A 12,376-nucleotide genomic window follows, 5' to 3' on the forward strand; every position below is an offset into this window, starting at 1 on the left:
TTCCACTACGCTCCGCTACTCAGTTTCTACCTTTATTTAATCTTCTCGGTGCTGAAAACCGAACTTTTTGAACTTTCATTATTACAAAATTTGCGCCGTTCGACCTACGATTTTGTCGTTTTTTCGTCTTCCATGGTCATTTGCTCGATCGTTTCCTCTATCCCGTTTAGAGCATTGATATAAATTTTGTACATGGAGCCGTTAATGGCGCCGGTATACTCATAGCACAATACTTCCTCGCCCATCTCGTTCTCGATCAAAGCCAACTGCTCGCTTTTTACTTTCAAGTTGGGGTTGATCGCTTTTCGAGCTTCTTCTTTGGTCATAATGGGACTTGGAAGCTCGCGGGTATGATGCTCATATACATAATCGTTGGCTTGCAGCCCCATCGTTTCTCCATTGTCGAGCGCTACTTTCACCGTCACCTTCTCGGGATAGATCAACACTCCGTTCTGAACGCCAACATACGTAAAGCTTCCGGAATTCCCATACATATCATAACTTACCGCCTTCATCCCTTTGAAGCCGAACTCATCGAGGAATTTGTCAGCGGAAGCTTTCGCTTGCTCGAAGTTGATCGCTTTGGCACCAAGCTCGCGGTTTTTCATCAGCCATAACAGTTGACCGCCCTTTTGCGTAAAATCCATTTGGACTTTTTTACCAGCATCATCGAAATTCGCTACAGCAGAGAACGAAGCATACTCCGAGCCTTGCCCATTTTCGCTCACCTCGACTGAAGCCTCGTCAACCTTCATGAACTTTGCAGCTTTGCGCTTCACATCCTCGGGCTTAACGAACTCGCCGCCTAACATCTTGATGGTCCGTTTCTCGTACATGTGGCTTACGGAAGGCCCCCAGTTCAGCTCTGGATAAGCTCCGACCTTCTCGTTCATGGACCTGAGACCGTCGACGATTACGTTAGCGCCGCTTCCCTGATCGGCCGCAATGGCAACCTCGACGTCCATCCAACGCAAATTATTGGTCAGCACATCCGCCTGCATATGATCCAGATCTTTGGATATTTCATTCGATTTGTCATATAGCGCTTTGAGCGTTTTGAATTCCTCGTCCGTCAATGGATTTTTGGTCAAGTCGCGAACTGCCGTCTTATAAGCGAAGTTCGAGATATGCGACAGAAAATCCTCTGCTTCCGTAAACGGAAGATAGGATAGCGGCAACTGGCTGATCTCATTCTGTGCCTGGCTCGTCAATCTCCAGGCGTTGATCAAGCCTTTCCGATGATACCCCATTGAAGTAGAGTTGACAGCCAGCGTATTGCCGAGCTGCTCATGGAGCTTGTCCATATGGAACGCGAGATTGTGGAACGCCCGCTGATATTGATTCTCCGCTTTGATTAGAATTGAATTTTTCTCCTGATGCTCCTGATACCCCCAATACACCGCGCCGATCAATAAAATCGTAACAAAGGGGAACATAATGGAACTAAGTCTTCGATACATGCAAAAAGCTCCTTTCGGGTAGCCAAACTTGTCCATAGTTTGGATTACCAAAAGAAGCTTTATGCAAGGTTGTTAAAAAAACCGCTTTTGATCACGAAGTAATCCTCCGGAGCTTAATCGACGTCGAATATTTCATTCAGCCGAAACTTCCGTTCCTCACGTAGCTCTGCTACGCTCCGGTACTCACTTTCTAGCTTCATCCAATCTTCTCGGTGCTGAAAAGCGATTTTTTTAACTTTCATTTTAAGGTTGTTAATAAAACCGCTTTTGATCAAGAAGTAGCACTCCGAAGCTTACTCGACGTTTCAAAACCCCGGATGTTCTTCGATGTCGAGATCGTCGGCGTTGTTGCAGATGCATTGCTTAAAACCCGTATCGATGAAATCCTTGTCCCTTCTTCCCCGCAATACGAATTTCTCGCCGCATACATTGCAGCGAATCGTCACTTTCACTCTTGCTTCCATGCCTGCTTCCTCCTGCTAACTTTTGAACTGCTTCATATTTAGCAACAGTATGGACAAGTCTGTCAGGATTTAACCTCTTCTTCTCTGGTGACAAGCCTGAACGGCGACTTCGCGTTGGCGGAATTCATCTTGTGCAGGCCCCATGCCCAGAGCCCGATCATAAACGGCACAATGACCCAAATCCAGTTCTGCTCCACGGACATGAGGATGAGATCATAAAACCCGTGAAGCAGGAATGGCAGCGCGAACGAGATGGAAAGAAATAATTTCATCTTCTTGCGGGTTCCCGCAAATTTGGCTTTGCCCAAATAATAGCCCATCATGACGCCAAACAGAGCATGTCCCGACACCGGCAGCATGGCACGGGCCAGCAACGATCCGAATGATGACGGCGTATAGATCGCGTACAATACATTCTCCAGCGTGGCGAAACCAAGCGAGATGGATGCCGCGTACAGAATGCCATCGTATGGCTCGTCGAATTCGGTATGATTATAGATGACGTGGTACAGGATGAACCACTTCAGAAATTCCTCGACTGCTGCGGAATGGATAAATGAAGCAACAAACGTCCCGTTGCCCAGCCAAATTTCCAATCCACGCTGTACCACCATGATCGGCACAACGACCAGCACGCCGAGTACGAACATCCGTACGACAATATGAATCGGTTCCGCCTCGTATTTGTCCCTCAGGTACAAGTACGTAAGGAGAGAGATGCCCGGCGCGATCGCGGCAGCCAATATGGAGAATAACAGCATGACTTCCCTGCTTTCTTTACACCCACCCGCGGAAACGAACCGCTTCCGCCATCTTCCGGACGCCTGACATATAAGCAGCGAGCCGCATATCGACCTTGCGAGTCTGGTGGATTTCGTATACGTTCTCAAATCCGCGAATCATCATCAGCTTAAGCTTGTTGTCGATCTCGGATTCATCCCAATAATAACCTTGATTGTTCTGGACCCACTCGAAGTAGGAAACAATTACCCCGCCGGCGCTTGCCAACACGTCCGGAACAAGCAAAATGCCCCTTTCCGTTACAATCCGCGTAGCCTCCAGCGTCGTTGGGCCGTTGGCTGCTTCGACGATGATGGAGGCGCCGATTCGGGCTGCGTTCGCCTCCGTAATCTGATTCTCGATCGCTGCCGGTACGAGCACGTCGCATGGCAGCTCGAGCAGCTCCTCGTTCGTGATCGTCTTCGGAAACAGATTGGTGACATTGCCAAAGGAATCGCGCCGATCAAGCAGATGCGGAATATCCAGTCCTTCTTTATTATACAACGCTCCATTGACATCCGAAATACCAATTACTGCTGCGCCGCTCTCATGCAAGAATTTGGCAAGGTAGCTTCCCGCGTTGCCGAACCCTTGAATGACGATCCTGGCGCCTTCCAGCGGAATCCCCTTGAGACGCAATGCTTCGTGAATCATGATGACGACGCCCCGCGCTGTCGCAGTCTCCCTGCCTTTGGAGCCTCCCAGCACGATAGGCTTGCCCGTAATAAAGCCAGGCGAATCGAATTCCCGAATCCGGCTGTATTCATCCAACATCCAGGCCATAATCTGAGAATTCGTCATGACATCAGGGGCTGGAATATCCTTGGTTGGTCCTACAATCTGGCTGACGGCTCGCACATAACCCCGGCTAAGCCGTTCCAATTCGCGGAATGACATTTTCCGAGGATCGCAAATGACTCCCCCTTTACCGCCGCCATACGGCAAGTCGGCAATTCCGCATTTGAGACTCATCCAAATGGACAGCGCCTTGACTTCCTTCTCCGTAACAGCCGGATGGAAGCGGACGCCTCCTTTAGTGGGACCAACGGCATCATTATGCTGAGAACGGTACCCGGTAAACACTTTCGTCGTCCCATCATCCATGCGTACGGGAATTCGTACAGTCAATAGTCGAATGGGCTCCTTCAGCAGTTCTATCATGTCATCGCCGTATCCGAGTCTGCGCAGAGCTTGCTCGATCACAACCTGAGTCGAATGCAATACATCGTTCATCATTATCCCATCCTGTTCTTCGGCCATAGTTTTCTTTAAGTATGAGCATGGCAAAGCAGCCCTATTCTGCATCGTATGCTGGAACCTGCATTGTCAAGACGAAAAAAGAACATCCCGCCGAAATCGGATACGGATGCTCTTCAGGTTTTGGAATTCATGCTGGATGATACGTACTCGGCAGGAATTATGAAAGGAAATGACTGCATATTTCGCGAATGGCATTTTCGGGCATAATCGTCTTGCCGTATTCCTCCAAAACCGCAAATGTAACGGAAGTCGCTTCTCCGTATTCCGCCAGCAAGGCAATAACGGCGTGGAAACGATTCTGCTCCAACTCTGCAGGATCGATGGCCAGAATGTACTTTCCCTTGTAGGCGTACAACACGCCGCCTTCGCTTAGGCCAGAAGATTGAAGCTGTGCCGCTGCCGCAATGACATCTTCGAAATCGCGGAATGCGTACATCACCACATCCGTCTGCTCCATGGTCACTTCCATATCGTATATGTCATCTTCCAACTCATCTTCCTCTTCTGCAGCACCGCGCTGTTCGTTCACTTTCCCGCGAGTAATGATGATTACCATTCCCTGTGCGGGCATGGCCAACACCTCAACCGCTAGTGGACCGCTGGCATCGAAGCCCAGCTCGGTATACGCCTGTTCCATCATCTCCAAGAAAAGCTCATGAAGCTTCGGAGGTTCCCGCCACATATCATCCTTATGGATCCCCCGTTCAAGCAAGTCGTCGAACGTCAAGAAAATCCGTATCTTGTCCTGACTAAGCCGTTCGATTTTCATGACAGGATCCTCCTCTGTAACGTCTGTCGTAATAGCTTATGAATCAATTTGTCAAGAGTGAATAAAATGGACTCATAAAGAGGTTGTTCATAATGCTCTGCCTTTACTTTATCATGTCTGAGTGCCGTTTGCACTAATTATGGGCGAAAAAAAGAAGCCGATTCAGCATTAAGTTCCCTGCGGAACGGCTGTTTTCGGCTTCCCGGTTAATTTCACTAAAGTATTAATGTGCTACAGCCGACTTTTCCGCCTTGATCTTGTCTACTTCGCGCTTGACCGATGGGTCGCTTTCAATAAACGATTCAATGCGTTCCCATGCGGCGGCGGAGGTTGCGGCGGTATCGGCGGAAGGCTTTGGGGCTGACTTCATCGCCTCGGAATTCATGCGCGCCCTTCCAGCCATCATGGAGAACGCTTTGCCGGCGGCGGCGGCGCACATATCCGCTACTGCGCCGGATGCCCGGGCTGCCATATCTGGCCTCTTGCGCGATACATACATCGTAGCTGCAGCGCCCACTATGCCGCCTAATAATAATCCGCTTAATTTCATAAGGACCGTTCACCTCTTTCGTGGTTCGTCGTTCAATTGTAGTGTGACCGCCAAGGATCGGGAACATTCGGTATAAATAAAGGAAATGCGTTCGGTCTCGAGGCGCTAATTATGTTACAATGTTGTCGAATCGACAGAAATAGACACAATAATACAATGGCATGCAGGAGGTGTATCGGAAACAATGAACCTACGATGGACAGTGACAATAGCTTTGCTGCTCGCCGTTCAACTATCAGGATGCAGCAGCCCCGACGGCAGTCAGGTGCAGACGCCCGTTCAAACGGAAACCTCCGAGGCCGCATCGGCCCCCATACAGACGTCGACTTCTGAGCCTCAACAGACTGCTGCGCCTTCGCCCGAGCCAACCGCAACTCCGGAGGAAGCCAGCCAGACTCCTATGCAGTATCGCATGAATACAAAAACATATCGTTTCGAGCCTATAGATGACGGAGCAACCGACAAGGCTGTATTGCTAACCTTCGACGATGGACCAAAAGATACGGAGGTGTTGACGAGTATGCTGGATTCGCTGGACCGTCACGGGGCGAAAGCGATCTTCTTTGTTAACGGGTATCGGGTAAAGCAAAACCCGGATCTGCTTAAGCTCATTCACGAGAGGGGGCAGACGATCGGCAACCATTCTTACGATCATATTGATTTAAAGAAGGAATCCGAGGAGATTGTCGAGGAACAGCTCTCGTCGGTACAAAAGGATGTAGAAGCGCTTGTCGGCATCAAGCCGCGTTTCTTCCGCCCGCCCTACGGATCCGGAGGCGATTCCGTCAAGAACATAGCCAAAAACCACGGCATGCTCTACATGACGTGGTCTAACGGCTCATTGGATTGGGATAAGTCGGCCAAGAACAAACCGGAGGTTGTCATTGCAAATGTAATGGAACAACTGCATCCCGGAGCCAATATTCTTATGCACGAATTGCAATGGACGGCAGATGCGCTGGATGAGCTGTTGACGAAACTAAAGAACGAAGGTTACAGCTTCATCGATCCAGCAGCAATCGAGACTACGAACTGAACTTGTTTCCGTACCAGAAAAGAAAAATGACCAGTCCCAGGAACAAGACGAACAACAAATTATAATACCATTTGTTTAATTTATGGAGGCTGGAAGGAAACTTCTTGCGTCTGGGAGGCAGCTTTGCTCCTCCCTCTTCGTTGGCAGATCCCAAGCTTCCGGATGTTCCTTCCGATAGCCGGCCCTTCCTTGAGCCGGAGCTCCGGCTGTGGCGTTCTTTCCTACTCATGACTCCCTCCTGAAGCGAATAATAAGGCCCATGATGAAATCGATGGCGAAGTGAGCGATGATCGGCGCCCATAACGTTCCGCTCTCCTCATAGATAAAGCCGAGGCCATAGCTGATGGAAAAAACGAGCCCTGTCGGAATCCAGTGTCGAAGGTAGCGTACATGTATGGCGGCGAATACGATGCTTGTCCAATAAGGACCGATCGCGTGCTGAATCGCGCCGCGGAACAACAGTTCCTCGCAGATTGCGACGACCAGCGAGATGACGGCGATATGCCAGACGGCCCTTGAGCGGAATATACGGTCGTTGACGCCTCCGTCGTCGGAAGCGTCTTCCGGGACCCAGCGGGAGATAAGCAGGTCAATGGCCACAACGGCAGCTGCCAACCCCAGCCCCCACCATACGGCGTCTAACGACCTTGGAGGAGCCATTACAGCTAATAAATTTTGATGCTGAAATAATAGCCATATGATTCCGATAATAAGAGTAAGCACTTGCGTCGCGTACAAATTAATAAGTAGCATACGGTCATCGATTTCGTCAACTTTGACCTTACGGATTTTGATTTTCCGGATATCAAATTTTTTTTTCATGCAAACCCGCCTGTCCATTATACAAGGTTCAATTCTTCGGATTGGAACCCGCATTTATATCGTTTGTACTTACTTACATACATAGAAGGAGTCGTACCATGGAGAAACGATTAACGAACTCGGCAATGATTTTTAGCGTAGGATTTGTATTCATGCTTGTATGCGCGGTCGGAGCTTTCTTTTACGGCGTGCAAATCGGCATGGACAAAGTCGAAGCCGGCTATGAAGCCAAACGTCTGGAGGAAGCACAAGCTTCCAGAACAGATGGCAATCCTTATCAGCAACAGGATCTGGTTTCCTTCTATCATACCGTATTTTCGCCCTACCGTGAATTTCAGAACGAATGGCTTAACGCTATGAGCAAGCTGTCGCAGGGTCAAAGCGATGACTTCGGCGACGTTATGAGCAATCTGTCCAAGCTCGCAGAACGCAAATCCCAAGAAGCCAGCTCGTATGATATGGGCAAATCGATTCGACTGGGCGATGCGCAGGTCGCCTATATTCGCAGCTTGAAGCAGTTCGCCAAAGCTGCGTCCGCCGGAGCGAGCCTGGCCAAAAAAGAATCAGGCGATAAGCTTTATGCCGCGATTGCCAACGAGACCAGCTATAAGACCGCCGTCAAAGAAACTCTAGACGCACAGTCCCATTATTATGCAGCCATGCAGCTGTGGGCCGCAACCATTGACAGCGACATCCCCGGCGAGCTCCCTAAGCAGCAGGTACTCAGCATGAAGGAATGGTCAGCCTTGCCCTTAACGGCGAAGAACGGTGTTGTCGCCCAATACTTGAAGGAATACAATCAGCTCAAGCCGTTTTACCCGCAAGACATGACGGCGCGAGTGGACGACTTCATCACTTCCGGACAAGCTTCCAAGATGAAACTTCAGACGGCTTCTGCGGTTATCGACTTGCTGTTAAGCACGGATGCGGTACGCAGCGGAGATTTCACGAAAAGCTTTAATCGGCTTTACCCGAATCAGCTTTTGCCGCAGCTTCCTTTTTTCTTGCCATCGGCGCCATAATGTCGAATAACGCGGACTTTGCTTGAATCATATCGAAATTTTCATAAATGAGCAAGTTTGAGGATTGATTTTGTCCACTGTGATGCTATAAAATAGTAAAGTCTGATTCGTTCGTAGATTGAACTCTCGACTCGCTGACGCATCGAAGCGGGACGAGGGTTTTTCTGTTCATACTTAAGCGAAGCTTTTATGCTTTGCACATTCTAGGAGGCATGTTTCACATGTACAAAGTGCTCGTATCCGATCCAATCAGCGATCTTGGGATCCAACAGCTGGTTGACGCGACTGACGTCGTCGTCGACAAGAATCCTGGTTTAAACGAAGATGAATTATGTGCGATTATCGGCGATTACGACGCTCTGCTCGTCAGAAGCCAGACACGCGTTACCGCCAAAATTATGGAAGCCGGCAAGAAGCTCAAAGTCGTCGGACGCGCTGGCGTAGGCGTCGACAATATCGATCTCGAAGCAGCTACACAACGCGGTATCATCGTTATTAACGCTCCAGACGGCAACACGATCACGACGTGCGAGCATACCTTCGCCATGATGATGGCAGTAGCCCGCCACATTCCGCAAGCCTACATGAAGACCGTTAACGGCACTTGGGACCGCAAGTCGTTTCTCGGCGTCGAGCTTCGCGGCAAGACGCTTGGCGTGCTTGGCATGGGCCGTATCGGCAGCGAGGTTGCCAAACGCGCCAAAGCATTCGGCATGGAGATCATGGGATATGACCCGTTCATGACAGAAGAGCGCGCAGAGAAGCTTGGCATCAAGCTTGCCAGCGTAGATGAAATCGTACGCCAGGCTGATTTTATGACTGTGCATACGCCGTTGACTGCCGAGACTCGCCATATGATCGGCAAAGCTCAATTTGCCGTCATGAAGCCCGGCATGCGTATCGTAAACTGCGCGCGCGGCGGCATCATCGACGAGATCGCCTTGGTAGATGCGATCGACGCAGGTATCGTTGCGGGCGCGGCATTTGACGTGTTCGAGGTCGAACCTCCTGCAGAAGACCATCCGTTCCTTAAACATCCAAAGATCATCGTTACGCCGCATCTTGGCGCGTCTACTGTGGAAGCACAAGAAAACGTGGCGATCGACGTATCCGAGCAGGTTCTTCATATCCTTAGAGACGAGCCGTTTATGAATGCCGTAAACATGCCTCCGATTCCGGCGAACCTTCAGAGCAAGCTGCAGCCTTACTTCACGCTTGGCGAGAAGCTGGGAAGCTTTATTGCACAGTCCACTGAAGGCGGAGTGCAAGAGGTTGTTGTCAGCTACTCCGGCGAGCTTGCAGAGCTGGATACTCAACCGCTCACTCGTTACATTGTTCGCGGAGTTCTTGCCCACCATCTCGGCGCCGACCAGGTTAACGTCGTAAATTCCATGCATCTGGCTAAGCAACGCGATGTAAATATCGTTATTCAGAAGTCGCATGCGTCGAAGGACTTTACGAACCTTGTAACCGTTGCTCTACGCACAAAAAAGGAAGAACATGTCGTTGCCGGAACGCTGCTGACAGGATACGGACCGCGTATCGTTCAGATCGACAAATATCCGGTCGACGTTACGCCGGAAGGTAATCTGATTCTGATCTCGCACAACGACAAACCGGGCATTATCGGCCGCGTCGGCACGCTTCTGGGCAATAACGACGTAAACATCGCCACCATGCAGGTAGGTCGACAGCTCGTTGGCGGTTCGGCCATCATGGTCCTTCGCGTAGACAAAGAAACTCCGAAAGACGTATTAACCCAGCTGACAAGCATGCCTGAGCTCAACACGGCAAAAGAGATCAAGCTACCTTAAAAGGTTGTTCAAAAAGTCCAATTTTGATTACGAAGTAACTCGAGATGTATGTCGATATTTAAATAGGGCCCTGCTCTCCATTGTTCCACGAACAACAAGATTTATCGGTTCCCTTCAACAAAATAAGCGCTCCCTCGCGGGAGCGCTTTGTTGTTTTAATGCAAAATTTGACGGTTAGCGGCGTGTGCGACGTTTCCTTCCTGCTTCTCCACCGGAAGCAGCAGCGTGAAGGTGGTGCCGTTACCCGCAAGACTGTCAACGACGATTTGTCCGTGATGCAGATCAATGAAGTTTTTGACGATGGCAAGCCCCAATCCAGTCCCGCCTGAGGAGCCCCGTTTTCTTGCTTTGTCGGCTTTGTAGAACCGCTCGAATATAAAAGGCAAATCCTCTTGCGGTATGCCTTGCCCTTCATCCTTAATCTTAAGCTGGATGTAGGCTTTGCCGTTTACGTTAAGACGTTCGCCGTCAATGGTAATCGACTTGCCAGCCGGCGTATGTCGGAGAGCATTATCCAACAGATTGGTCAACACTTGCTCCAATCGGTCTTCGTCGCCTTGCATGATGACTAGAGGTTCTTCGGAAAAAGCAGCATGAAGAGCAACTTCCCTTTCCTTCGCATAGACCTGGAACTTGCGATGAACCCGTCGCAGCATGCCCTTCAAGTCAATCTTCTGATAATTCATGTCGACATGTCCGGCTTCCATTCTCGCAATATCGAGAAAATCGTTCACTAGCCTGCCCATACGCAGCGACTCGTCGTAGATGACTTGCACAAGCTCCTTCCGCTCTTCTTCCTCCACCACGATATCATCCAGCAGCGCTTCGCTATAACCCTGTAGCATGGATAACGGAGTGCGGATTTCATGCGAAATGTTGGCGACAAAATCACGACGGAGCTTATCCAGTTTATGCTCTTCTGTTACGTTGCGAATAACGGCTACGGCTCCTCTTATGACGCCGTTGGATTGCAAAGGCGCCATCACGACGGACCAAACGGTGCTATGGACATGAATTTTGTCCGTCGCATCCCGTCCCTCCTTGACCACTTCATGGAATAATCCTCTAAGCGGTGCAGGTATGCCCTTAAACGACGCTTTCCCTTCCTGGCCGCCTTCATCATCCCAGCCTCTTTCAAGACTGGACCACTGACTCAGAAGCAGATGTCCGCTTGGGTTCGCCAGGATAACCTCGCCATCCGCATCGAAGGTGATGACGGAGTCTCCCATGCTTCGAAGTATGCTTGTCAAATGATTTTTTTCGTGATTGAGGTCGCCGATCAGCTTGTCGATCTGTTCCGTCATATGATTAAACGTGTTGGCAAGCTGTCCAATCTCATCTGACGAGTGAATATGGACGCGCGTCGTATAATCGCCTTGAGATACGGAATCGGCTGCGTTTTTCAGTTGCAGAAGCGGCTGTTGAATCTTCGATGACAAAAAGAAAGCAAAGAACGTCGACAATAGAAAGCCGATGATCGCCGTTATGACAAACAGCACTTTAATATTGTGCGCATCCTTATCGAAGAAAATATCGATATACTGCAGCAGGAACACGCCCAGGATAATCAAAACGACCGCAACTAGCAGCATAATGGTCGCCCATAGCTTACCCACGACGCTATGCCATAAGAGTTGAGCGAGCTTGCGCCAGAGCTTCATTACTTGGGAACCTCTAGCTTGTAGCCGACTCCCCATACCGTCGTAATCATCGCCGCTGCATCGGGAGATACCTTATTCAGCTTCTCGCGGAGACGTTTCACATGGGTGTCGACTGTCCGCAGATCACCGAAAAACTCGTAGTTCCATACATCCTTCAACAGCTCTTCGCGTGAGAACACCTTATCCGGAGATACGGCCAAATAGTGGAGCAGCTCATATTCCTTCGGTGTCAGACTGACTTCTTGCCCGCCCGCCGTTACGCGATGGGCATCATGCTCGATGACCAAATTGGGGAATACGATATTATTGCTCGTATTCAATTCCTTCGATAAGAAGGCCGTCGCGGAAGAACGGCGCAAGATAGCCTTTACGCGATAAATAACCTCACGCGGGCTAAATGGCTTCACGACATAGTCGTCTGCTCCTACCTCGAAGCCTTGCACGCGGTTCATCTCTTCGCCCTTCGCCGTCAACATGATGACCGGCGTCGCCTTGATCTGACGAAGTCTGGCGCAAACCTCGACGCCATCAATGCCAGGCAGCATGACATCAAGCAAAATAAGCGCGTAATCAGAACTCGATGCAAGTCTCAGAGCGGTCTCGCCATCCTCCGCTTCATCGATGGAATACCCTTCTTTCTCCAGATACATTTTGAGAAGTCTGCGAATTCTCTCTTCATCGTCCACAACCAGTATACGATTTCCATAATCAGACATCGGTACAGCTCCTTATCTTGAG

Annotated in this window: 13 protein-coding genes; 3 read left to right on the forward strand and 10 right to left on the reverse strand. The window is 50.0% G+C overall.

Going from position 1 to position 12,376, the window contains the following annotated elements:
• Positions 1-104: 104 nt before the first annotated feature.
• The 6 genes from ypeB to PAT3040_RS34440 form a co-directional block, all read right to left on the reverse strand.
• Entirely contained in the window at positions 105-1,460 is a 1,356-nt protein-coding gene (gene ypeB, locus PAT3040_RS34420) for a germination protein YpeB (RefSeq protein WP_108996190.1), read from the reverse strand.
• 305 nt (positions 1,461-1,765) lie between these two features.
• Complete coding sequence (locus PAT3040_RS37825; RefSeq protein WP_179215430.1) at positions 1,766-1,924, reverse strand: hypothetical protein; 159 nt, start codon at positions 1,922-1,924, stop codon at positions 1,766-1,768.
• 62 nt (positions 1,925-1,986) lie between these two features.
• Positions 1,987-2,685 (reverse strand): glutamic-type intramembrane protease PrsW, encoded by a 699-nt coding sequence (gene prsW, locus PAT3040_RS34425; protein WP_087567025.1) that lies wholly within the window; start codon positions 2,683-2,685, stop codon positions 1,987-1,989.
• 16 nt (positions 2,686-2,701) lie between these two features.
• Positions 2,702-3,937, reverse strand: a complete 1,236-nt coding sequence (locus PAT3040_RS34430) for a Glu/Leu/Phe/Val family dehydrogenase (RefSeq protein ID WP_108996191.1) — start codon at positions 3,935-3,937, stop codon at positions 2,702-2,704.
• 184 nt (positions 3,938-4,121) lie between these two features.
• A complete protein-coding gene (locus PAT3040_RS34435) occupies positions 4,122-4,733 on the reverse strand; it encodes a genetic competence negative regulator (RefSeq protein ID WP_087567027.1) in 612 nt (203 codons plus the stop codon).
• 223 nt (positions 4,734-4,956) lie between these two features.
• Positions 4,957-5,283, reverse strand: a complete 327-nt coding sequence (locus tag PAT3040_RS34440) for a hypothetical protein (protein ID WP_108996192.1) — start codon at positions 5,281-5,283, stop codon at positions 4,957-4,959.
• Between the two features lie 184 nt (positions 5,284-5,467).
• Here PAT3040_RS34440 and PAT3040_RS34445 point away from each other — a divergent pair, with 184 nt between their 5' ends.
• Positions 5,468-6,319: a polysaccharide deacetylase family protein gene (locus PAT3040_RS34445; RefSeq protein ID WP_108996193.1), complete on the forward strand. Its 852-nt coding sequence runs from the start codon at positions 5,468-5,470 to the stop codon at positions 6,317-6,319.
• On the opposite strand, the gene PAT3040_RS34450 is transcribed toward PAT3040_RS34445, so the two are convergent.
• Together PAT3040_RS34450 and PAT3040_RS34455 are read right to left on the reverse strand one after the other, a co-directional pair.
• A complete protein-coding gene (locus PAT3040_RS34450) occupies positions 6,309-6,548 on the reverse strand; it encodes a hypothetical protein (RefSeq protein ID WP_087567030.1) in 240 nt (79 codons plus the stop codon). The genes PAT3040_RS34445 and PAT3040_RS34450 overlap by 11 nt on opposite strands.
• Positions 6,545-7,141, reverse strand: coding sequence for a CPBP family intramembrane glutamic endopeptidase (locus tag PAT3040_RS34455; RefSeq protein ID WP_087567031.1), 597 nt, complete (start codon positions 7,139-7,141; stop codon positions 6,545-6,547). Before PAT3040_RS34455 ends, PAT3040_RS34450 begins: the two co-directional genes overlap by 4 nt.
• Before the next feature lie 98 nt (positions 7,142-7,239).
• Here PAT3040_RS34455 and PAT3040_RS34460 point away from each other — a divergent pair, with 98 nt between their 5' ends.
• Positions 7,240-8,163: a hypothetical protein gene (locus PAT3040_RS34460; protein WP_108996194.1), complete on the forward strand. Its 924-nt coding sequence runs from the start codon at positions 7,240-7,242 to the stop codon at positions 8,161-8,163.
• Between the two features lie 221 nt (positions 8,164-8,384).
• Positions 8,385-9,977, forward strand: coding sequence for a phosphoglycerate dehydrogenase (gene serA / locus PAT3040_RS34465; RefSeq protein ID WP_108996195.1), 1,593 nt, complete (start codon positions 8,385-8,387; stop codon positions 9,975-9,977).
• A gap of 155 nt (positions 9,978-10,132) precedes the next feature.
• On the opposite strand, the gene PAT3040_RS34470 is transcribed toward serA, so the two are convergent.
• Together PAT3040_RS34470 and PAT3040_RS34475 are read right to left on the reverse strand one after the other, a co-directional pair.
• Positions 10,133-11,638: a HAMP domain-containing sensor histidine kinase gene (locus PAT3040_RS34470; protein ID WP_108996196.1), complete on the reverse strand. Its 1,506-nt coding sequence runs from the start codon at positions 11,636-11,638 to the stop codon at positions 10,133-10,135.
• Positions 11,638-12,354, reverse strand: a complete 717-nt coding sequence (locus tag PAT3040_RS34475; RefSeq protein WP_087567035.1) for a response regulator transcription factor — start codon at positions 12,352-12,354, stop codon at positions 11,638-11,640. The genes PAT3040_RS34470 and PAT3040_RS34475 overlap by 1 nt, the downstream gene beginning before the upstream one ends.
• Positions 12,355-12,376: the final 22 nt, after the last annotated feature.

It is taken from the genome of Paenibacillus agaridevorans (assembly GCF_003112455.1).
Classification (GTDB): domain Bacteria; phylum Bacillota; class Bacilli; order Paenibacillales; family Paenibacillaceae; genus Pristimantibacillus; species Pristimantibacillus agaridevorans.

Excerpts from the sequence above, each read along its gene's own strand:
- prsW (WP_087567025.1), bottom strand. The coding sequence starts at position 2,685 with ATGCTGTTATTCTCCATATTGGCTGCCGCGATCGCGCCGGGCATCTCT.
- PAT3040_RS34455 (WP_087567031.1), bottom strand. The coding sequence starts at position 7,141 with ATGAAAAAAAAATTTGATATCCGGAAAATCAAAATCCGTAAGGTCAAA.
- serA (WP_108996195.1), top strand. The coding sequence starts at position 8,385 with ATGTACAAAGTGCTCGTATCCGATCCAATCAGCGATCTTGGGATCCAA.
- PAT3040_RS34430 (WP_108996191.1), bottom strand. The coding sequence starts at position 3,937 with ATGAACGATGTATTGCATTCGACTCAGGTTGTGATCGAGCAAGCTCTG.
- PAT3040_RS34440 (WP_108996192.1), bottom strand. The coding sequence starts at position 5,283 with ATGAAATTAAGCGGATTATTATTAGGCGGCATAGTGGGCGCTGCAGCT.
- PAT3040_RS34470 (WP_108996196.1), bottom strand. The coding sequence starts at position 11,638 with ATGAAGCTCTGGCGCAAGCTCGCTCAACTCTTATGGCATAGCGTCGTG.
- PAT3040_RS37825 (WP_179215430.1), bottom strand. The coding sequence starts at position 1,924 with ATGGAAGCAAGAGTGAAAGTGACGATTCGCTGCAATGTATGCGGCGAG.
- PAT3040_RS34435 (WP_087567027.1), bottom strand. The coding sequence starts at position 4,733 with ATGAAAATCGAACGGCTTAGTCAGGACAAGATACGGATTTTCTTGACG.
- PAT3040_RS34475 (WP_087567035.1), bottom strand. The coding sequence starts at position 12,354 with ATGTCTGATTATGGAAATCGTATACTGGTTGTGGACGATGAAGAGAGA.
- PAT3040_RS34450 (WP_087567030.1), bottom strand. The coding sequence starts at position 6,548 with ATGAGTAGGAAAGAACGCCACAGCCGGAGCTCCGGCTCAAGGAAGGGC.
- PAT3040_RS34460 (WP_108996194.1), top strand. The coding sequence starts at position 7,240 with ATGGAGAAACGATTAACGAACTCGGCAATGATTTTTAGCGTAGGATTT.
- PAT3040_RS34445 (WP_108996193.1), top strand. The coding sequence starts at position 5,468 with ATGAACCTACGATGGACAGTGACAATAGCTTTGCTGCTCGCCGTTCAA.
- ypeB (WP_108996190.1), bottom strand. The coding sequence starts at position 1,460 with ATGTATCGAAGACTTAGTTCCATTATGTTCCCCTTTGTTACGATTTTA.